20 protein-coding genes are annotated in these 20,167 nt (G+C 72.0%); 9 read left to right on the top strand and 11 right to left on the bottom strand.

The annotated features are described in order from the left end of the window. From xylA to JSX79_RS15510, 4 genes are all read left to right on the top strand, one after another. The coding region (gene xylA / locus JSX79_RS15525) for a xylose isomerase (RefSeq protein ID WP_229086997.1) at positions 1–1,101 on the top strand (1,101 nt) is incomplete at its 5' end. After that, complete coding sequence (locus JSX79_RS15520; RefSeq protein WP_229086995.1) at positions 1,094–2,563, top strand: xylulokinase; 1,470 nt, start codon at positions 1,094–1,096, stop codon at positions 2,561–2,563. The genes xylA and JSX79_RS15520, both read left to right, overlap by 8 nt. A gap of 103 nt (positions 2,564–2,666) precedes the next feature. Then, positions 2,667–3,653 carry an acetylxylan esterase gene (locus tag JSX79_RS15515; protein ID WP_229086993.1) on the top strand — a complete coding sequence of 329 codons (987 nt, stop codon included), beginning with the start codon at positions 2,667–2,669 and terminating at the stop codon, positions 3,651–3,653. 229 nt (positions 3,654–3,882) lie between these two features. Next, positions 3,883–4,923 (top strand): Fic family protein, encoded by a 1,041-nt coding sequence (locus tag JSX79_RS15510; protein ID WP_217642558.1) that lies wholly within the window; start codon positions 3,883–3,885, stop codon positions 4,921–4,923. 20 nt (positions 4,924–4,943) lie between these two features. On the opposite strand, the gene JSX79_RS18765 is transcribed toward JSX79_RS15510, so the two are convergent. Beyond that, positions 4,944–5,333 carry a hypothetical protein gene (locus tag JSX79_RS18765; protein ID WP_175495961.1) on the bottom strand — a complete coding sequence of 130 codons (390 nt, stop codon included), beginning with the start codon at positions 5,331–5,333 and terminating at the stop codon, positions 4,944–4,946. An 87-nt stretch (positions 5,334–5,420) separates the two neighbouring features. Here JSX79_RS18765 and JSX79_RS18760 point away from each other — a divergent pair, with 87 nt between their 5' ends. Next, positions 5,421–5,762, top strand: coding sequence for a DUF4190 domain-containing protein (locus tag JSX79_RS18760; RefSeq protein ID WP_229086991.1), 342 nt, complete (start codon positions 5,421–5,423; stop codon positions 5,760–5,762). 3 nt (positions 5,763–5,765) lie between these two features. Here JSX79_RS18760 and JSX79_RS15495 read toward each other — a convergent pair whose 3' ends face one another. The 4 genes from JSX79_RS15495 to JSX79_RS15480 all read right to left on the bottom strand — a co-directional run bounded on the left by JSX79_RS15495 (position 5,766) and on the right by JSX79_RS15480 (position 9,192). After that, positions 5,766–6,341: a TetR family transcriptional regulator gene (locus tag JSX79_RS15495; RefSeq protein WP_229086989.1), complete on the bottom strand. Its 576-nt coding sequence runs from the start codon at positions 6,339–6,341 to the stop codon at positions 5,766–5,768. A 62-nt stretch (positions 6,342–6,403) separates the two neighbouring features. Continuing rightward, positions 6,404–7,165: a sulfite exporter TauE/SafE family protein gene (locus JSX79_RS15490; protein ID WP_229086983.1), complete on the bottom strand. Its 762-nt coding sequence runs from the start codon at positions 7,163–7,165 to the stop codon at positions 6,404–6,406. A gap of 37 nt (positions 7,166–7,202) precedes the next feature. Then, a complete protein-coding gene (locus JSX79_RS15485) occupies positions 7,203–8,789 on the bottom strand; it encodes an LCP family protein (protein ID WP_229086981.1) in 1,587 nt (528 codons plus the stop codon). A gap of 55 nt (positions 8,790–8,844) precedes the next feature. After that, a complete protein-coding gene (locus JSX79_RS15480; protein WP_071303125.1) occupies positions 8,845–9,192 on the bottom strand; it encodes a MerR family transcriptional regulator in 348 nt (115 codons plus the stop codon). Positions 9,193–9,247: 55 nt separating this feature from the next. On the opposite strand from JSX79_RS15480, the gene JSX79_RS15475 reads away from it, so the two are divergent. Continuing rightward, on the top strand, positions 9,248–10,186 hold the full coding sequence (locus tag JSX79_RS15475; RefSeq protein WP_229086979.1) for an NAD-dependent epimerase/dehydratase family protein: 939 nt from the start codon (positions 9,248–9,250) through the stop codon (positions 10,184–10,186). Between the two features lies 1 nt (position 10,187). On the opposite strand, the gene JSX79_RS15470 is transcribed toward JSX79_RS15475, so the two are convergent. Continuing rightward, positions 10,188–10,679 carry a MarR family winged helix-turn-helix transcriptional regulator gene (locus JSX79_RS15470; RefSeq protein ID WP_229086977.1) on the bottom strand — a complete coding sequence of 164 codons (492 nt, stop codon included), beginning with the start codon at positions 10,677–10,679 and terminating at the stop codon, positions 10,188–10,190. Positions 10,680–10,770: 91 nt separating this feature from the next. On the opposite strand from JSX79_RS15470, the gene JSX79_RS15465 reads away from it, so the two are divergent. Next, positions 10,771–11,562: an SDR family NAD(P)-dependent oxidoreductase gene (locus JSX79_RS15465; protein ID WP_229086975.1), complete on the top strand. Its 792-nt coding sequence runs from the start codon at positions 10,771–10,773 to the stop codon at positions 11,560–11,562. Between the two features lie 81 nt (positions 11,563–11,643). On the opposite strand, the gene JSX79_RS15460 is transcribed toward JSX79_RS15465, so the two are convergent. From JSX79_RS15460 to JSX79_RS15445, 4 genes are all read right to left on the bottom strand, one after another. Then, complete coding sequence (locus JSX79_RS15460) at positions 11,644–13,977, bottom strand: glycoside hydrolase family 3 N-terminal domain-containing protein (RefSeq protein ID WP_229087001.1); 2,334 nt, start codon at positions 13,975–13,977, stop codon at positions 11,644–11,646. Between the two features lie 110 nt (positions 13,978–14,087). After that, a complete protein-coding gene (locus JSX79_RS15455) occupies positions 14,088–14,963 on the bottom strand; it encodes a carbohydrate ABC transporter permease (RefSeq protein ID WP_070416818.1) in 876 nt (291 codons plus the stop codon). Continuing rightward, entirely contained in the window at positions 14,960–15,976 is a 1,017-nt protein-coding gene (locus tag JSX79_RS15450; protein WP_229086974.1) for a carbohydrate ABC transporter permease, read from the bottom strand. Before JSX79_RS15450 ends, JSX79_RS15455 begins: the two co-directional genes overlap by 4 nt. Positions 15,977–15,981: 5 nt before the next feature. Next, complete coding sequence (locus tag JSX79_RS15445) at positions 15,982–17,286, bottom strand: ABC transporter substrate-binding protein (protein WP_229086973.1); 1,305 nt, start codon at positions 17,284–17,286, stop codon at positions 15,982–15,984. A 148-nt stretch (positions 17,287–17,434) separates the two neighbouring features. Between JSX79_RS15445 and JSX79_RS15440 the strand changes: the two genes are divergently transcribed. Further along, entirely contained in the window at positions 17,435–18,469 is a 1,035-nt protein-coding gene (locus JSX79_RS15440) for a LacI family DNA-binding transcriptional regulator (protein WP_229086971.1), read from the top strand. Positions 18,470–18,542: 73 nt separating this feature from the next. Here the strand turns inward: JSX79_RS15440 and JSX79_RS15435 are convergent, their stop codons facing one another. Further along, positions 18,543–19,532 (bottom strand): AraC family transcriptional regulator, encoded by a 990-nt coding sequence (locus JSX79_RS15435; RefSeq protein WP_229086969.1) that lies wholly within the window; start codon positions 19,530–19,532, stop codon positions 18,543–18,545. Positions 19,533–19,651: 119 nt separating this feature from the next. Between JSX79_RS15435 and JSX79_RS15430 the strand changes: the two genes are divergently transcribed. After that, complete coding sequence (locus JSX79_RS15430) at positions 19,652–20,098, top strand: MarR family winged helix-turn-helix transcriptional regulator (protein WP_229086967.1); 447 nt, start codon at positions 19,652–19,654, stop codon at positions 20,096–20,098. Positions 20,099–20,167 lie beyond the last annotated feature (69 nt).

Raw genomic sequence — 20,167 nt, 5'->3', positions numbered from 1 at the left:
GGCGTCGAGAGCACCCTTCAGGCGGTCGATCTGCGTCTGGCGCTCGGCGCCTACGGCCTGACCTTCCACGACGACGACCTCTTCGCGTTCGGTTCGACCGACGCCGAGCGCCAGACGCAGATCGACCGCCTGAAGGGTGCTCTCGACGCCACCGGCATCGTCGTGCCGATGGTCACGACGAACCTCTTCTCCGCCCCGGTGTTCAAGGACGGCGGCTTCACCTCGAACGACCGCCAGGTGCGCCGGTTCGCGCTCCGCAAGGTCCTGCGCAACATCGACCTCGCCGCCGAGCTCGGCGCGTCGACGTTCGTGATGTGGGGCGGCCGCGAGGGTGCCGAGTACGACAGCGCGAAGGACGTGCAGGCGGCGCTCGAGCGCTACCGCGAGGCCGTGAACCTCCTCGCCCAGTACGTCACCGACAAGGGCTACGGCATCCGGTTCGCCATCGAGCCGAAGCCGAACGAGCCCCGCGGCGACATCCTGCTGCCGACCCTCGGCCACGCCATCGCGTTCACCGAGACGCTCGAGCGCCCGGAACTCTTCGGCATCAACCCCGAGGTCGGCCACGAGCAGATGGCCGGGCTGAACTTCACGGCCGGCATCGCCCAGGCGCTCTACCAGGGCAAGCTCTTCCACATCGACCTCAACGGTCAGCGCGGCATCAAGTACGACCAGGACCTCGTCTTCGGGCACGGCGACCTGCAGAACGCGTTCTCGCTCGTCGACCTGCTCGAGCACGGTGCCCCCCAGGGCGGCCCGGCGTACGACGGCCCCCGCCACTTCGACTACAAGCCGAGCCGCACCGAGGACATCACGGGCGTCTGGGACTCCGCGGCCGCGAACATGCGCATGTACCTCCTGCTCAAGGAACGTGCGCAGGCGTTCCGCGCCGATCCCGAGGTGCAGGCAGCGCTCGAGGCCTCGAAGGTCGGCGAGCTCAGCACCCCCACCTTGAACGACGGCGAGTCGTACGACGCGTTCCTCGCCGACCGCTCCGCGTTCGAGGACTTCGACGCCGACGCGTACTTCGGCGGCAAGGGCTTCGGCTTCGTGAAGCTGCAGCAGCTCGCCATCGAGCACCTCATGGGCGCTCGTGGCTGACCTGGTCGCCGGGGTCGACTCGTCGACCCAGTCCTGCAAGGTCACGATCCGTGACGCTGCGACCGGCGCCGTCGTCCGGGAGGGCCGCGCGTCCCACCCGGACGGCACGTCCGTCGACCCCCGCCACTGGTGGGACGCGCTCGGTACCGCCGTTGCGGACGCCGGCGGGCTCGCCGACGTCGGCGCCGTCGCGATCGCCGGGCAGCAGCACGGCATGGTGGCACTGGACGCGGACGGCCGCGTGGTCCGCGACGCACTGCTGTGGAACGACGTCCGCAGTGCCGACGCGGCCGCGCAGATGGTCGCGGAGCTGGGCCAGGAGGCATGGGTCGCCCGCACGGGTCTGGTGCCGGTGGCGTCGTTCACCGGTACCAAGCTGCGGTGGCTCCGCGACGCGGAGCCCGAGAACGCCGGCCGGGTCGCGGCCGTCGCCCTCCCCCACGACTGGTTGTCGTGGCGGCTGCGCGGGTACGGTCCGGCCGACGAGAGTCCGCTCGGCCCCGACCTCGACGCCCTCGCCACCGACGGCTCCGACGCCAGTGGCACGGCCTACTGGGACCCGGTGCGGCGCGAGTACGACGCGGAGCTGTTCGAGTCGGCGCTCGGACGACCGATGCGCGTCGCCGGTGCCACGGGTTCCGCGGACTCCGTCGTCGTGCCGCGGGTCGTCCTGCCCGACGAGGCGATGGGCACGCTCACCGCGGACGTCCGGCTGCCGAACGACGCCGTGGCGCCATCGGGGCTCCTCGTCGGCGCCGGACTCGGCGACAACGCCGGGGCAGCGCTCGGCCTCGGACTCGGCCCGGGTGACGTCGCGGTGTCCCTCGGCACGAGCGGCACGGTCTTCGGGGTCACCGACGCCGAGGTGCGCGACCCGAGCGGGACCGTGGCGGGCTTCGCCGACGGGAGCGGGTCGCGCCTCCCGATCGTCACGACGCTCAACGCGGCGCGCGTGCTCGAGGTGATCGGCGGTCTGCTCGGCGTGGACCACGACGCGCTCGGCGAGCTGGCGCTGCAGGCGCCGGCGGGTGCCGACGGGCTCGTGCTCGTGCCGTACTTCGTCGGCGAGCGCACGCCGAACCGACCGGACGCGACGGCCTCGCTGCTCGGCATGACGCCGGGGACGACGGACCGGGCGCACCTCGCCCGGGCCGCGGTCGAGGGGATGCTGTGCGCGCTCGCGGACGGCCTCGCGGCGGTCGAGGGCACCGGTGTCACCGTCGAGCGGCTGCTGCTCATCGGCGGTGCCGCTCGCAACGAGGCCGTGCGGGTCGTCGCTGCGCAGGTGTTCGGTCGTGACGTCCTCGTGCCGGAGCCGGGCGAGTACGTGGCGGCCGGCGCGGCGAAGCAGGCGGCGTGGGTGCTCACCGGGAGCCTGCCGGCGTGGGAGACGGCGACCACGGTCGTGGCCGGCGACCCGCACCCCGAGGTGCTCGAGCAGTACCGGGCCGCCGCGCGCTGAGCGGCTGCCACGACATCGCAACGCCTGGCACGATCGGGCGTACCTGGTCGGACGTTCCGACCATGTACGCCCGATCCGCCAAGGTCTGCCCGGAGGAGACCACATGCCGTACACCGACCTGCCCCTCGACGCCCTGCGCGCCTACCGACCCGACGTCCGCCGGCCGGACGACTTCGACGCTTTCTGGGCCGAGACCGTCGCCGACGCCCGGGCCGCCGGGTCGGGCACCGACCCCGTCCTCGCCGCCGCCGACACCCCGGTGACCGGACTCGTCATCGAGGACCTCACCTTCCCGGGCTTCGCCGGTGACCCTGTCCGGGCCTGGGTCTCACGACCGGTCGACGCCGCCGGGCCGCTGCCGGTCGTCGTCGAGTTCCTCGGCTACAACGGCGGTCGCGGGCTGCCTGGCGAGCGGGTCTCGTGGGCCCTCGCCGGGTACGTGCACGTCGTGATGGACACCCGCGGCCAGGGCAGCGGGTGGGGATCCGGCGGCGACACTCCGGACCCGCACGGCTCCGGCCCGCACATCGGCGGCTGGATGACGAGCGGCATCGGGTCCCCCGCCGACCACTACTACCGGCGCGTGTACACCGACGCCGTCCGACTCGTCGACGCCGTCCGCTCGCTGCCGGGCGTCGACCCGGACCGCGTCGCGCTGACCGGCGGGAGCCAGGGCGGCGGGATCACCATCGCCGCGGCCGCGCTGGTCGAGGCGCACGTCGGACCGATCACGGCGCTCCTGCCGGACGTCGCGTTCCTCAGCGACTGGGAGAACGGCACCGCCGTCGCCGTGGGTGGTCCGTACCTCGAGCTCGCGCGGTACCTGTCCGTGCACCGCGACGCGATCGACACGGTGTGGGACACGGCCGCCTACTTCGACGGGGTGCACTTCGCGGCGGGGATCACCGCGCCGGCGCTGTTCTCCGTCGCGCTCATGGACGACGTGGTCCCGCCGCGGACGACCTTCGCGGCGTACAACGCGCTCGGCTCGGTGGACAAGGCGATCGAGGTGTACCCGTACAACGGGCACGAGGGTGGTGGGTTCGCGCACTGGGAGCGGCAGGTGGCGTTCCTGCGCGAGCGGGGCTGAGCCGGCGAGATCGCAGTGTGCGGACGGCAGATTTTCTGAGATAATGACCTATCACAGAAAATCCGAGGTCCGACTCATGACGTTGCTTCCCGAAGCGTGGCCGTCGCTCGATTTCGAGGATCTGCAGTGGCAGAGCCGGTACGCGGAGCACGGTCCACGAGCCGCGCGCCGGGAAACGACCACCGAGCCGTACCGAGCAGCGGTTCCACCCCGCATCGCGCATCGTTCCATGCGGCTGTCCGACGCCGTGTCGGTCCTCGCAGACGAGGCGTCGACAGCACTCACGCGCTTCGATGAGTCCCTCGGGAGCGAGGTCGCGCCGTTCGCTCCGCTCCTGCTCCGCTCGGAAGCGGCTGCCTCGTCGCAGATCGAACACCTGACGGCGAGCGCGCGGCAGATCTTCACTGCGGAACTCGGCGGCGTCGGGAAGCGCAACGCGGGCGAGATCGTGTCGAACACCCGCGCGATGCGCACCGCGATCGAGTTGTCCGACCGGTTGACGACGGAGACCGTGCTGGCCATGCACGAAGTGCTGCTCCGCGGCGACCGCCGGCACGAGGCCGGGCGGTTCCGCGAAGAGGCCGTGTGGATCGGCACCAGCGGGCGAACGCCGGTCGGCGCTGACTACGTGGCGCCGGCCTGGGAACGCGTCCCGTCGCTGGTCGACGACGTGATGGAGTTCGCGCGTCGACTCGACCTGCCCAGACTCGCGCAGGTCGCGGTGACGCATGCCCAGTTCGAGACGGTCCACCCGTTCACCGACGGCAACGGACGCACCGGCCGGGCGCTCCTCCAGGCGATGCTCCGGTCGAACGAACTCACCCAGAACGTGACGGTGCCGGTCTCCGCCGGCCTCCTCACCGACACCGCGGGGTACGTCCGAGCGCTCACCGACTACCGCCGGGGAGACATCGAGCCGATCATCCGTCTGGTCGCCGAAGCCTCCTTCGAAGCGATCGGCAACGCCCGCGAGCTCGTGGACGAGATCTCGTCGATCCGAGCGCGCTGGCGAACGGCCGTCACGGCCCGTCGCGACTCCGGCATCTGGCAGGCGCTCGATGTGGTCGCCCGGCAGCCCGTCCTCAACGCATCGACCCTCGCAGCCGAGATGGGTGTCGACGCGAAGAACGTGTACCCCCACCTCGACCGACTCGTCGCCGCTGGCATCCTGACGAAGAAGAACGAGTACCAGCAGGGCATCCTCTTCCGGAACGACGAGGTGCTCGGGGCGCTCGATGCGTTCGCCGCACGCGCCGGACGACGCGGCTGAGCCGGGCGCGATCGCAGCGGTCAGTACCAGCGGCGGACGAACTGCTCCAGGACGTTCTTCACGACTTGGACGGGGCCCGGCGCGGGCTCCCCGCTGTCGCGGCCGATCCGGCGCAGCAGAGCCGCCTGGGCATCCTCGTACTCGGCCACCTCGTCGGCGGAGTAGTCCGACGGCGGGACGGTCCGGATGGCGCTCACCGCCTCGAGCCGCTCCAGCCCCCACCGGAACCCGACCGGGTCCGGCGCCGCTTCGACGAGCGCCACGAGGGCTGCATCGGAGTAGGTGCCCCGGGGATCGGCTGCGGCGGAGATGAAGTCCGTCAGCCCGCGGAGCGCCGGCCCCGACCCGCCGGCTCGCATGTGCACGCGCCGCGCTCGGCTGCAGAGGTCGTAGAGGAGTCCGTCGTCCACGGACCGAGCGTGGCACACCGGAGTGCCTCCACGCCACCAGGACTGGGTACTCCCCCGTCGGTCGTCGCGCTCCTAGGCTCGGTCGCCGTGACCGACATCGCTCCCGGAGCCCACGTGCCCGCCACCCGACCCGACGCCGCGGCGACCGCGGGTGCTCCGACCGCGGTCGCTCCGCTGAGCCTCATCGCGGTCGTGGCCATCGCGCTCGCCTTCGTCGCGCCGATCGGCGGGGTCGTCGTCGGGTTCATCGCCCGCCGTGAGGTCCGGCGCACCGGCGAGCGCGGCGACGGCCTCGCCTTCGCGGCGGTGCTCATCGGCGCGACGCTGACGCTCGTCACGGTCGTGCTGCCGGCCGCCGTCGCCGCGTCCGGCTTCCTCGGGTTGGGCGTGCCCTTCGCCCTCGGCCTGCCGTTCGGCGCGGGGTCCTGACCGTCAGTTACCGACGAGTGACGTGACCGCGTCGACGACGATCTGCCGTCGCCGCGCCGGCACCACCGCGCGCGTCAGGGCCTCGGACTCCGCGGAGGCCTCGCTCCAGAACGCCGCGAGGTGCAGCACGAGGCCGAGCAGCACCGCGGGTCGGTAGCTGCGCGGCAGGACGCCGGCCCGCTGCGCCCGCTCGACCTCGGCGACCATCGTGGTCCGGCGTTCGACGATCGCCTCGAGCGGAGCGGCCGACGCGCGCTCGAGCCGGTGCCAGGTCGCCAGCCGCTGGGCCCAGGGCCGCTCGGTCCACGAGTCGTGCAACCGGCCGGCGAACCCGGGCAGGTCGTCGGTGTCGAGCGGGACGAGGTCGAAGGTCTCGGCGACGGTCTGCTCGACGAGGGCGTCGAACAGCCCCTCCTTGCTGCCGAAGTAGTGGAAGACCTGCGCCTTGTTGCTCGACGCGGCGGCGGCGATCCGCTCGACCTTGCCGCCGACGAGCCCCGCCGCGGCGAACTCGTCGCGCGCGGCGAGCAGGAGGCGTGCGCGGACGGCGTCGGCGGCTGGGGGCGTGAATCGTGCCATGCCGACCACCGTACCGATCCGGACGGTCGTCCCGGGGCGTCAGCGACCACCGTCCCCGCGGATCAGGACGACGCCACCGTGACGAACAGGTACACGGCGAGCGCGACCGAGCAGCACGCGATCGCGACGCGGAGGACCCCGTGCGGCACCCGCCGGGCGACGGTCGGTCCGACGAGCCCGCCGACCACCGCCCCCGCGCCGAGGGCCACGGCGGCGGACCACACGACGTGCCCGGACACCGCGAACACGACCGCCGGCAACAGGTCCGCGGCGAGGAGCAGCACGTTCTTCACGGCGTTCGCACGGTGCAGGGACGACTCCCCGGTGAGCAGCAGCACGGCGATCATGAGCACACCGGACCCGGCGCCGAAGTACCCGTTGTAGACGCCGACCCCGACGATCCCGGCCGAGGCGGCGGCGCCGCGCCCACCCGCGGCGTCACCGGCGGCCCGTGCACGACGACGGTCGATGAGCGGCTGCAGCAGCAGGAGCAGTCCCCCGGCGAGCACGAGGAACGGGACGATGCGGTCGAAGAGGTGCGCCGGTGTGACGACCAGGAGCACCGCGCCCGCGAGCGAGGCGGCGACGGTCGTCGGCATCCAGCGACGCAGGACCGCGGGTTCGGCGCGCACCTCGTGCCGCGCGCGGAACGCGGAGCTCGCACCGCTGCCGATGAGCGCGACGGAGTTCGTGACGTTCGCGGCGAGCGGTGGGACCCCGACGGCAAGCAGCGCCGGGTAGGCCACGAGCGAGGTGATCCCGCCGGCGGTGCCGATCACCCCGGCCACCACGCCCGCGACGACGAGGATCCCGACGGTCAGCACGCTCCATGCTGACACGGCGCGGTGGCCGGGGGTGCGATCAGTTGATGCAGGTGCCCTGCTTGCCGTACGCGTTGCCGACCGGGGTGGACGACGGGGTGGCCGCGGGCGCGGACGACCCCGCCCCGGACGAACCGGCGGCGCCGGACCCGGACGACCCGGAGCGAGCGCCCGCGCCGGAAACGGACCCGGCCGAACCCGAACCCGCGCCGGAGCCGGAGCCAGCCGAACCCGAGCCGGAGCCGGCCGAACCCGAGCCCGAACCGGCAGCCCCCGCGGCCCCGACCGTGTGCCCGTCGGTCCCGAGCACGAGCGTCACCCCCGACACCGTGGTCGAGCGGACCGTCGTGGCTCCGGGGACCGCCGCGACGACGGCCTTCGCCGCGGCCTCGGCGCCCTTCGGGTACTCGACGACCGTGGCCGCCGTGGTGGTGGTGTCGCTCGGCGCTCCGACCACGAACCCCTTCGCCGTGAGCGCTGCCGAGGCGGCCGTCGCACCGCCCGGCGTGGAGCCGCCGTTCTGCACGGACACGTGCACGCTCGACGGGGACGCCGCCTTCGCCGCCGTGTACGCCGCGGGCGCGCCCACGATGCCCTGGATGAACGCCGGCACCGCGCCGAAGTCCACCGCCACCGTCGAGTAGCCGTCGATGGTCGGGGTCCCCGCGGTGGGGATGGTCGTCGACCGGATGCTCGACAGGTCGATGCTGCGGAACGTGTTGACGAGGCTCGGGATGCTGAGACCGTCGTCGATCTGCACGGCGTCCCCGACACCGTGCAGCAGGTCCGACACCTTCACCGGGTTGAGGAGGGTGCCGGCGGAGAGGACCTTGCGGGCCTCCTGCGAGAGGAAGTACTGCTGGCGGACCTCGCGGTCGAGGTCACCGCGCGGGAGCCCGTCGCGCTGCCGGACGAAGGAGAGCGCCTGCGAGGCGTTCAGCGTCGAGTTCCCTGCGGGGAGGTCGACGTTCGAGTTCGGGTCGTGGGCGGGTTCGTTCAGGCAGACCTGGATCGGCCCGAGCGCCTTCACGAGCTGGTAGAAGCCGAGCAGCGAGACGCGCACGAAGTGGTCGATCTGCAGGCCGCTGATGTTCTCGATGGTCTGGATGAGCAGGCGCATGCCACCGGCGTCGCCGCCGCCGTTCGCCGCACCGTCCGAGAACGCGCTGTTCAGCTTGAACGTGCCGTGGCCGGGGATCGGCACCCACGAGTCCCGCGGGAACGAGATCATCGTCGCGCTGCCCCCGCCCGCGGGGATGTGCAACACGATCATGGTGTCGGTGTTCGTCGCCCCGTCGTCCAGCTGCGTGCCGAGCTCGGCGAGCTCCTGCGGGGTGGCATCGGCCGGACGGTGGTCGTCCCCGACGAGCAGGATGTTCTCGGCCGACCCGTCGACGTCGGCGGACGCCGAGGGGTGCGGGAGCGCCACGTGCACCTTCGTCACGGCGCTGTCGAGCTGCGCGTACGACCAGGCCGCGTACCCGCCCGTGAGCACGAGTGCCATCGCGAGGACGCCGCCGATCGCCGGGAAGAGGGTGCGGGCTGCGCGCCGCTGGCGACCGTGGCGCACGGCACCGCGCTCGGTCGGCACGATCGGGTGCTGGCCCCCGTCAGGTTCGTCATGCATGGCGTCACCCTAGGGACGGTCGCTGCACGCGTGCGGAATCCGCCTGCGGAGCGGTTCAGCGTCCGACGCGCGAGAGCGACTCCGACAGGGCGTCCCTCGTCGCGAGGAGCCGCTGCGCCCGCGCGTCCATGTCGTCCCGGATCGCGACGACCTGGTCGATGATGCCCGGGCACTGGTCCTCGACCTTCCGGCCGCGGGTGCACGGCAGGACCTGTTCGATGAGCGCCGTCGGCAGCCCGAGGTCGAGGAGCATCTTGATCGTGCCGACGGTCTCGACGTCGGACTCGTCGTAGTCGCGGTAGCCGTTGGCCCGGCGCTCCGGTCGGATGAACCCGAGCTGCTCGTAGTAGCGCAGCGACCGGGCACTCGCCCCGCTGGCCCGGCTCAGATCGCCGATCTGCATCGTCGCTGCTCCTCGCTTGACCTTGACACTGATGTCAGAGTTTAGCGTGCCGTCCATGCAGATCTTCGTCATCGGCGGCACCGGCTACTTCGGCTCGGTCCTCGTCGAACACCTCCGTTCCGCCGGCCACTCCGTCACCGCGCTCGCCCGTTCCGAGCAGAGCGCCGCCCGCCTGCGCGCGGCCGGCGCAGTACCCGTCGCCGGCTCGATCACCGACACCGAGGTGCTCCGCACAGCCGCCGCGGCCGCCGACGCGGTGGTGTACGCCGCCTCGGACTACGCACCGACCGCGCAGTCGACCGAGGACGAGCTCGCGGCCGTCCGCGCCGTCACCGCCGGAGCAGCAGAAGCCGGCGGAACGAACGGAACGAACGGAACGAACGGAACGCCCGGAACCACCCCGAAGCCCGTCGTCTACACCTCCACCGGACTCGTCTACGGCTTCGACCCGACGGACGTCACCGAGGACGCGGTCCTCCCCGAGGTCAGCGCCCAACCGGTCAAGGCACGGGCCGAACGCATCGTGCTCGGCGCGCCGGGCATCACCGGGATCGCCGTCCGCGCCGGACTCGTCTTCGGCCGCGGCGGGACCGGGCTCGTCACCGGTCTCATCGACGCCGCCGTCGCGAACGGCGCCGCGACGTACATCGGCGACGGTGCGAACGCCTGGTACCCCGTGCACGTCGACGACCTCGCCGACCTGTACGTCCGGGTGATCGAGCACCCGGACGCCGGCGTCGTCAACGCGGTCGGTTCGGTGCCGTTCACCTTCCGGGAACTCGCGGAGGCGATCGGCACCCTCACCGGCACCCCGAGCGTCTCCGTCCCGCTCGAGGTCGCCGAGGCGCAGATGGGCCCGGCGGTCCGGACGCTGACGACGTCCACACACCTCCTCGCGACGAAGGCACGGGCCACCTACGATTGGCAGCCGTCCGAGCGGTCACTCGTCGAGGACGTCCGGAACGGGTCCTACACAGCTCCGCCGCGCCCCTGACTCACCGCGTCGGCGGGGACCAGACCGGTGTCCCGCCGACGGCCTCGGCGATGCGTCGACTGACCGCGCCGAGCTGCCGCACCTGGGCCGGCGTGAGCGCGTCGAAGACCACCCGCCGGACGAGCGCCTGGTGCGCCGGCGTGGACGCCACGACCTGCTCGTGCCCACTGTCGGTGAGCACCGCGAGGGTGAACCGCCCGTCGGTCGGGTCGACCACGCGCCGGACCCACCCCTTCTGCTCCAGCCGCGTCACCGCGCGGGACAGCCGCGACAGGGTGCAGCTCGCGGCGGCGGCGAGCACGCTCATCCGCAGGGTCCGGTCGGGTTCGCTGTCGAGGGCGAACAGGACGCCGTGCTCGAAGTGCGTCAGGCCGGCGTCACGCTGCAGCTGCGCGTCCAGCGCGGTCGGCAGTCGTTCGAGCACGGTCGCGAGGGCGACCCAGACCTCGAGCTCCTCAGCGTCGAGCCCGGTGGTGGCGACGTCGTCCGGCATGGGGAGAGCGTACCACCGTGACTTGCTCAGGCAAGTGATCCTGCGTACATTGACTTGCTCAGGCAAGTGAACGACACGAAAGGAGCACGACGTGGATCTCGACATCAGGGGCCGGACGGCGTTCGTCAGCGGCTCGACGCAGGGCATCGGGTACGCCGTCGCAGCAGCCCTCACGGCGGAGGGAGCCCGCGTCGTGCTGAACGGACGGGAACGCACGGGGGTCGACGCCGCCGTCGCCCGGTTGCGAGCGGCGCTCCCCGGCGCCGAGGTGTCCGGGATCCCGGCGGACTTCGCCGACCCGGCGCAGGTGGACGCGCTGCTCGAGCAGCTCCCGGAGGTCGACGTGCTCGTGAACAACGTCGGACTGTTCGGCCTGGCCGACTTCGGATCGGTCGACGATGCCGAGTGGCGGCGGTACCTCGACGTCAACCTGATGAGCGGCGTCCGACTGTCCCGGGCACTGCTCGACCCGATGGTCGAGCGCGGCTGGGGCCGGATCGTGTTCGTCAGCAGCGAGTCCGGCGTGAACGTGCCCGTCGACATGGTGCACTACGGCGTCACGAAGGCCGCGGTGATCGCGCTCGGCAACGGCCTGGCGAAGCGGACCCGCGGGACGGGCGTCACCGTGAACACGGTCCTCGGCGGCCCGACCTGGTCCGACGGGGTCGCGGCCACGATCGAGACGATCGCGGCCGCGCAGGACGCTCCGGTCGAGGCAGTGCAGGCCGCGGTGATCGGGCAGAACCGCACGACCCTGCTCGAACGGTTCATCCGGCCCGACGAGATCGCGGACCTCGTCGCCTACCTCGCCAGCCCGCGGGCGTCCGCCACGAACGGTGCGGCGGTCCGCGCCGACGGCGGGGTGCTCACCGGGATGCTCTGACCCGGATCCCGGCCAAGGGACGGACTGGAGGCGCGGTGCGAGCCCGCACCGCGCCTCCAGTCCGTGCCGTCGTCGGTCCGGTCAGACCCGCTCCCAGGTGACCGTGCGCCGGTCGGACGGCTCGACCTCGCGCACCGGCCCGGTGACGCGGACGACCGCACGCGCCGTGGCGGACCCGGGGACGGGCGCGGGGCCGGTCCCGCCGCCCACCGCGACGATCCCGTCGGCGCGCACCCCACCGGTCGGTCCGGACGCCGCGGCGTGGGACGCGACCCACACCTCCACGTCCCCGGGCTCGACCACCTTCCGCAGTGCACGGTCGGTGAACGCGAACCGTTGGACGGGCACGCTGAACCGCAGGCGCACGGACTCCCCCGGGCCGAGCGCGACCCGGGCGTAGCCGAGCAGCTGGGCGACGGGCCGGGTGACGCTCCCCTGCACGTCGTGCCCGTACAGCTGCACCACGTCCTCGCCCGCACGCTCCCCGGTGTTCCGGACCGTCACCCACGCGTCGAAGGCCCCCGCGCTGGACACGGTCGGGTCGACGACGAGCTCCTCGTACGCGAAGGAGGTGAACGAGAGCCCGAACCCGAACGGCCGGACGGGCGTCGAGTCGGTCGCGGTCACGTCGGACGGCCCGCCGAGGCGCGGGTGCAGGTACGTGTACGGCTGCGCGCCGGCGGCCCGCGGGAGCGAGACCGGCAGGCGACCGGACGGTGCGGCGGCGCCGGTGAGGAGGTCCGCGATCGCGAGACCGCCGCCCTCGCCGGGGAAGAACGCCTGCACCACCGCGGCCGGACGGGGAGCGTCCCCGTCGAGCGCCCACCCGATGGCGTACGGCCGTCCGGTCAGGAGCACGACGACGGTCGGCGTGCCGGTGGCGACCACCGCCTCGACGAGCTCGCGCTGGACGCCCGGCAGGTCGAGGGACTCGGTGTCGTTCCCCTCGCCGACGGTCCCGCGGCCGAACAGCCCTGCCTGGTCCCCGACGACGACGACCGCCACGTCGGAGCGCTCCGCGACCGCGACCGCGTCGTCGAACCCGGAGCGGTCGTCGCCGGTCACGGCGCAGCCCGCGGCGAACCGGACGGTGTCGACCCCGAGCGACTCCGTCAGCGCCTCGCGCACGGTCGGGATGGCGAAGCCGAGCGGCAGGTCGGGGTGCGCGGCGAGCACGTGGTTGGCGAAGGAGTAGCAGCCCTGCAGGGCCTCGGCGCGATCGGCGTTCGGCCCGATCAGCGCCACCGACGCCCCCGGGGCCAGCGGCAGGACCGGCGCCTCGGGTCCGTTCGACAGCAGCACGAGCGACCGCGCCGCGAGCGCCTTCGCGAGCCCCCGGTGCCGAGGGGTGTCGAGGTCGATCCCGGTCGGCGGCTCGTCCTCGAACGCGTCCGGGTCGAGCAGCCCGAGCCGTTCCTTCTGCCGGAGCACGCGGAGCACAGCGCGGTCGACGAGCGCCTCGTCGACGTCACCGGAGCGGACACGGTCGACGAGCGGCGCGAGGTAGGCGTCCCCGGTGGGCAGCTCGACGTCGATGCCCGCGGTGAGGGCGAGTGCGGCCGCTTCGCCACGGTCGGGGGCGACGCCGTGCATGACCTCGAGGAACGCGACCGAGAAGTAGTCGGCGACCACCGTGCCCTCGAACCCGAGGCGGCCGCGGAGCAGGTCGGTCAGCAGGTCACCGTTCGCCGCGACCGGCACGCCGTCGACCTCGGCGTACGAGTTCATGACGCTCCGGGCCCCGCCGTCGCGCAGTGCCATCTCGAACGGCGGCAGGAAGACGTCCGCGACCTCGCGCGGGCCGGCGTGCACGGGAGCGTGGTTCCGCCCCGCCTGCGACGCGGAGTACCCGAGGAAGTGCTTGAGCGTCGCGTCCACCCCGGCGCGCTGCAGGCCCCGGACGTAGGCGGTGCCGATCGTCCCGACGAGGTACGGGTCCTCGCCGATGCACTCGTCCACCCGCCCCCACCGTGGGTCGCGGACGACGTCGAGCACCGGGGCGAGGCCCTGGTGCACGCCGAGCTGCCGCATCGAGTCGCCGATCGCCTCGCCGACCTGCTCGACGAGCTCCGGGTCGAAGGCAGCGCCCCACGCCAGCGGCGTCGGGAACGTGGCGGCCTTCCAGGCGGCGAGCCCGGTGAGGCACTCCTCGTGCACGAGTGCCGGGATCCCGAGTCGCGTCTCGCGCTTGAGCCGTCGCTGCTCCGACCACAGCCACGCCGCGCGCTCGTCCGGCTCGACGGGGCGGGTGCCGTAGACGCGGGTGAACTGCCCGAGGCCGTGGCGCGTGACGTCGGCCAGGGTGCGGCCGTCGGCGTCGTCGTGCGCCGCCATCTCCCCCTGCATCGGGGCGACCACGCCGTTCTGGTCGAGCCAGTAGCCGACGAGCTGCGCGGTCTTCTCCTCGAGCGTCATGGCGGCGAGCAGGGCGGTCGCGCGGTCCGCGCCGGTCGCGTCCTCGACACGGCGCGGGTCGGACTGGAGGCGCGGCTCACGCCCGACGGTCCGCGTCGCGTCCGTCGCCGTCACCCCTTCACCGCCCCGGTCAGGCCGCCGACGATGCGCTTCTGGAAGATCGCGAAGAACACGAGCGCCGGGATCATCGAGAGCGACGTGAACGCGAGCACCCGGGCGGTGTCGACCGAGTACTGGGACGCGAACGCCTGGACCCCGAGCGGCAGCGTGTAGGTCGACGCGTCGTTCAGGATGAACAGCGGCAGGAGGTAGCTGTTCCAGCTGCCGATGAACGCGAGGATGCCGACCGTGACGACGCCGGGGAGCGACAGCGGGACGACCATGCGGAAGAAGAACCCGAGCTTGCTCGCGCCGTCGATGGCGGCCGCCTCCTCGAGCTCGTCCGGGATCGCCCGGAGGAACGGCACCAGGATGATGACCGTCGTCGGCAGGGCGAACGCGATCTGCGGGAGGATCACACCCGCCAGGTTGTTCGTCAGGCCGAGGTCCTTCACGAGGATGTAGAGCGGCGTGATGGCGACCGTGATCGGGAACATCAGGCCGGCCGCGAACAGCGAGTAGAGCGCGCCGCTCCCCCGGAACCGGTACCGGGCGAGCACGAAGCTCACCATGAGGCCGAGCACGACCACGCCGAGGGTGGTGGTGACGCCGGCGATCACCGAGTTGCCGAGCTGCTGCCAGAACACGCCGCTCGTCAGGACGGTGACGTAGTTGCCGATCTGCCACGGGTTCGGCAGCCCTGCCGGGCTCGCGGTGATCTGCGAGTTCGTGCGGAACCCGCCGAGCACGATGTACGCGACCGGGCCGATGCACACGGCGATGAACAGCAGCGCGATGAAGTACGTGCCGAGGTTGCGCTCACGCCGGACGGGTCCGGTGTCACGCTGGCGGCGCTTCGGCGCGACGATCGAGGCGGTGGCGGTCATCGGTCGCTCTTCTCGGTCAGGGCGCCGGCGGTGTCGCGGCGCAGGACGAACCGCTGGTAGACGAGGGCGACGACCAGCGAGATGAGGAAGATCACCACGGCGACGGCGTTGCCGTACCCGTAGTTGCCGGACAGGCGGCCGTTGCCGACCATGTAGGTCGCCATCGTCGAGGTCCCGGCGGTCGAGGCGATGTACTGCCCCCAGATGATGTAGACGAGGTCGAACAGCTGCAGTGACCCGATGATCGACAGGAACGCCCAGATGCGGAGCGTCGGTCCGAGGAGGGGCAGCGTGATGCGTCGCTGGATCTGCCAGTAGCTCGCGCCGTCGAGCTGCGCGGCCTCGAACAGTTCCTCGGGGATGCTCTGCAGGCCGGCGAGGAAGAGGATCACCGCGAAGCCGATGTACTTCCACGAGATGATCCCGAGCAGGGTCCAGAGCGCGATGTCGGGGTTCGACAGCCAGTCGTTCCGCAGGCCGCCCAGGCCGATGCTCTGCAGCAGGTCGTTCAGCGCACCGCTCGACTGGAGCATGAGGCTCCACCCGGTGCCGACGATGACCTCGGAGATGACGTACGGCAGGAAGATGAGGACGCGGATGAGCCCGCGGCCGCGGATCCGCTGGTTGAGCAGCAGCGCGAGGACGATCGCGATCGGGCCCTGCACGACGAGCGAGCCGATGACGATGAACAGGTTGTGCCAGAGCACCGCCCGGAAGTCGGGGTCGGTGAAGATCACGGTGTAGTTCTGCAGGCCGACGAAGTCGACCGGGGCGCCGTAGCCCTGCCACTTGTAGAAGCCGTAGTAGGCGGCGAGTGCGACGGGCAGGATGACGAACCCGACGAACATGATCACCGCCGGACCGGCGAGGACGGCGATCTCGACGCGGGTGCGGACGTCGGTGCCCTTGCGGACCCGGCGGGCCGGGGCCGACGGCGAACCGTCGGCCCCGCCCGTGCGACGCCCCGTCCCGGCCCGCGCTTCGTTCGAGCGCGGTGCGACGGAGGTGGTCATGTGTCTCAGCCCTTCGCCGCGGCCTGGTTGACGGTCGACACGATGTCCGAGACGGACCCCTTGCCGGCGAGCAGGTTGACGACGCTGGTGTTGAGCGCGTTGCCGACGTTCTGGCCGTAGAGCGTGTCGAGGTAGTTCGAGACGAACGGGGCGTCGTTGTACGCCTTGAGCACCGTGGTCAGGTACGGCTCGGTCACGACCGACTGCGCGTCCTTGTTCGCGGGGATCGAGTTGAACGCCTTGTAGTAGTTCTCCTGCACGCTCTTCGTGGTGACGAAGTTGAGGAAGTCGGTGCAGGCCTTCTTCGGGGCCTTCGCCGAGCAGGAGAGCCCGCCCACGGCGCCCATCATCGAGCCGGGCGCACCCTTGCCGCCGGAGACCTCCGGGAACGGGAAGAAGCCGAGGTCCTGCAGCGGCTTGCCGTCCGGGGTGAGCGAGGAGATCACGCCCGGGTCCCAGGCGCCCATGAGCTCCATCGCGGCCTTGTGGTTCGCGACGAGACCGGCGGAGCTGCCGGCGCCCTGCTGGGCCGAGGTGGTCAGGAAGCCGTCGTTGAAGGGCTTCGTGTCGAAGAAGGCCTTGGTGTCCTCACCGGCCTGCTTCCAGCACTTGTTGTCGAACTTCAGGTCCTGCGCGGTCTTGTTGAGCACGTTCGACGAGCAGGCCCGCAGTGCGAAGTTGTAGTACCAGTGCGCCGCCGGCCAGGCGTCCTTCGCACCGACGGCGACCGGCTGGATGCCCTTGTCCTTGAGCTTCTGGATGTCGGCGTTCAGTTCGTCCATCGTGGTCGGCGTGCCCTCGATGCCGGCCTCCTCGAAGAGGTCCTGGCTGTACCAGATGCCCTCGGGGTCGACGTTCGTCGGCATCGCCCAGGTCTTGCCGTTCAGTTCGAAGGCCTTGAACGATCCGTCGCTGATCCCGCTCTTGGCACCGGAGCCGATCGAGTCGGAGATGTCCAGCAGCTGGCCGGCGTTGACCATCGCGGCCATCTTGCCGCCGCCGCGCTGCGAGAACACGTCCGGGGCGGAGTTCGAGTTGAGGGCGGTCTGGAGCTTGCCGTCCAGGTCCTCGTTCTGGATGGCCTGGATCTTGATCGTGACGTTCGGGTTCTTCGCCTCGAACGCCTTGACGGTGTCCTGCCAGAAGGCCTTGCCCGGCCCGGTCGTCGAGTTGTTCCAGAAGGTCATCGAGACCTTCCCGTCGCCGCTGTCGCCCCCGGCGGCGTCGCTGCCGGCCGAGCAGCCTGCGGCCACCAGTGCTGTCGCCCCGATCAGCGCGATGGCTGCCGTGGCACGGATCTTCCTCGTCATCGTGGATCTCCTGAAGTGTCGTCGTTGACAATCAGCGACATCGACTGCCGCTGCGGAGAGCGTGCCAGGTGCCATCGAGCCATGTCAATCGATATCGATAACGTTTTCTTTACCAATTTGCGCGCCAGCTCAGCGGTACGGTGTGCACATGGACACGGCTCTCGGCATGCGTCCCGGAGCCGGCCGGGTCACCATCGCGGACGTCGCACGCGCCGCCGGAGTCTCGATCCCCACGGTGTCGAAGGTGATCAACCAACGCGACGGCGTCGCCCCCGCGACGATCCTGCGCGTGCAGGAGGTCGTCGAGCAGCTCGGCTACGAGACCTCGCTCGTCGCACGCAGCCTCCGCAGCTCGCGGACGAACGTCATCGGCATCCTCGTCACCGAGTTCGAGCCGTTCTCGACCGAGCTCCTGCGCGGGGTGTCCAGCGCCACCACCGGCACCGGGTACGAACTGCTCGCGTACGCCGGGCTCGTGACCGGTGCCGAGCAGAAGGGGTGGGAACGCCGGTCGCTCTCGCGGTTGTCCGGCACGCTCATCGACGGCGCGATCGTGGTGACCCCGAGCACGGCGCTCTCGAGTTCGTCGATCCCGGTCGTGGCGATCGACCCGCACACCGGCCCCGAGGGGCACGCCACGGTCGACTCGGACAACGAGGCCGGGGCCGTCCAGGCCGTCGAGCACCTCGTCGCGCTCGGGCACACCCGGATCGCACACCTCCGGGGTCGTCCGGACCTGGCGTCGGCACAGCTGCGCGAGGCCGGCTACCGACGCGCACTGGCGGCAGCGGGCCTGTCGGTGGACGAGTCACTGGTCCGCGACGGCGGCTACCAGGAGGACCGTTCGGCCGAGGTCGCCCGCGACCTGCTCGCCGGACCGGACCGTCCGACCGCGGTGTTCGCGGCGAACGACTCGTCGGCGGTGGGTGTGCTCCGCGCCGCAGCCGAGCTCGGACTCCACGTGCCCGGGGACCTGTCGGTGGTCGGGTTCGACGACGTGCCCCAGGCCGCGACCACCACGCCGCCGCTGACCACCGTCGCGCAGCCCTTGGTCGAGCTCGGCTCGCGGGCGGTCGAGATGCTCCTCACGATGCTGCGCGGCGAGCCGACGTCGGACCACGTCCGGCTGCCGACGACCCTGCGCGTACGCCGGAGCACCGGACCGGCGCCCGCGGACCGCTGACACCGCGCGGCGGACCGCACCGTCAGCGCCGCACCGCGCGGCGGACCGCACCGTCAGCACCGCACCGCGACCGTCAGCGCCGCAGCGTCTGCTTCGGGTACTCCCCGAACCGCTCCGCGTACGCCGCCGAGAACCGCCCGAGGTGCGCGAACCCCCACCGACGAGCGACGTCCCCGACCGCCCCGGCGAGCGGATCGGCGTCGAGCAGCTCGGCGCGCACCCGGTCGAGGCGCACCTGCCGCAGGTACGTCAGCGGGGACACGTCGAACACCCGACGGAACGACTCCTGCACCGAGCGCACGCTCAACCCCGACGCCGCCGCCAGGTCGCCGATCGTGACGGGCTCCGCGGCGTGGTCGTGGACGTACTCGACCGCCGCACGGAGACGGGCGTTGCGCGGTTGCCCGAGCACCCCGGGCAGGTCGTCGAGCTTCGGCGGGAACATGTCGAGGAAGACCTCGGCGGCGGTGACCTTGGCGGTCTGCCAGGCGATGGAGTCCGTGCCGCCGACGCGCAGCGACCGTGCGAGCGCCGTCAACGCCCCCTGCCAGCGCCGCGCCGTCTCGGACCCCGGCACGTGCCGGTCGTCGAAGCGCAGCGCGTGGTCGCCGACGTCGGTGCGCGTCACGGCGACCCGGCGGACGAACGCTCGGTCGAGGTGCACGACCCGCTGGTCGTAGTCCGCGGTGCGGAAGGCGTAGTCGTGGTCCGGCGGGAAGAGTGCGGGGGCGTCGAGCGGCAGGGCGTACCGCTCCCCCAGCCGTTCGATCTCGGCGGTGCCGGAGCTGATCCACGTCACGACGTAGTCGCCACCGGCCGGCACCACCCCGGAGAGGGCGCCGCGCAACTGCGACCGGCGGATGGTCACCTCGGCGTCGCCGATCGCCGTGTACCGGTAGTCGAACGGCGCGTCGGTCAGCCGCGCGACCCACTGCGTGCCGCCGTAGACCGCGCCGAGGTCCCGCACGGCGTCGTCCGGGTGTCCGCCGGACACCTCGAACCGGACCGTCGCCGGCGTCGTGGTCTGCCCCTCGGCGAAGTCGTCGGTCAGCGGGTCGGCCATGCGCACCCCCACGGCTCGGATGTCCAGATCCCGCGGTCCCCCTCGTTATCTGGATACGCTGTCCCGGTGAGCGCGGCGTATCGTTGCGCGGAACCGATCCGCACCGAAGGGGCGACCGCGTGAGTGAGATCGACCTGACGGCCGCCATCACCCGGCTCGAAGCCGCGATGGGAGCGCTGCGGGGACGACTCCGCGAGCGGATGGACGTCTCCGGCTCGGACCTGACGGTGCTGCAGTTCGTCGCCCGCGCCGAGGCCGCCGAACGCAAGGTGCGGGTCAAGGACCTCGCGTCGCACCTCGGCCTGAGCGGCCCGGCCGTCACCGGCACCGTCGACCGACTGGAGCGTGCCGGGCACCTGTGCCGTGTGCCGAACCCGGACGACGGCCGGAGTCGCTACATCGAGCTGACCCCCGAGACCGAGCGTGCCTACGCGAGCGCGATGGACAGCACGAACGAGCATCTGCACGAGCTGTTGTCCTCCTTCACGGAACGGGAGCGGGCGAAGTACGTCCGGGTCATCGACCGGGTCATCGAGGCGCTCGAGTTCGGCGCCCCGTCCCCTTGACGGCAGAGTACGGGCGCGGGCGGACGCACCTCGAACGTTTGTCCACCAAGCGCAGTTAGGTAACTTCCC

Origin of the sequence: Curtobacterium sp. GD1, assembly GCF_020882855.1 — a bacterium.
In the GTDB taxonomy this organism is placed as follows: domain Bacteria; phylum Actinomycetota; class Actinomycetes; order Actinomycetales; family Microbacteriaceae; genus Curtobacterium.
Note: the sequence above shows the minus strand (reverse complement) of the source record. Positions and strands in the feature narration are given on the sequence as shown.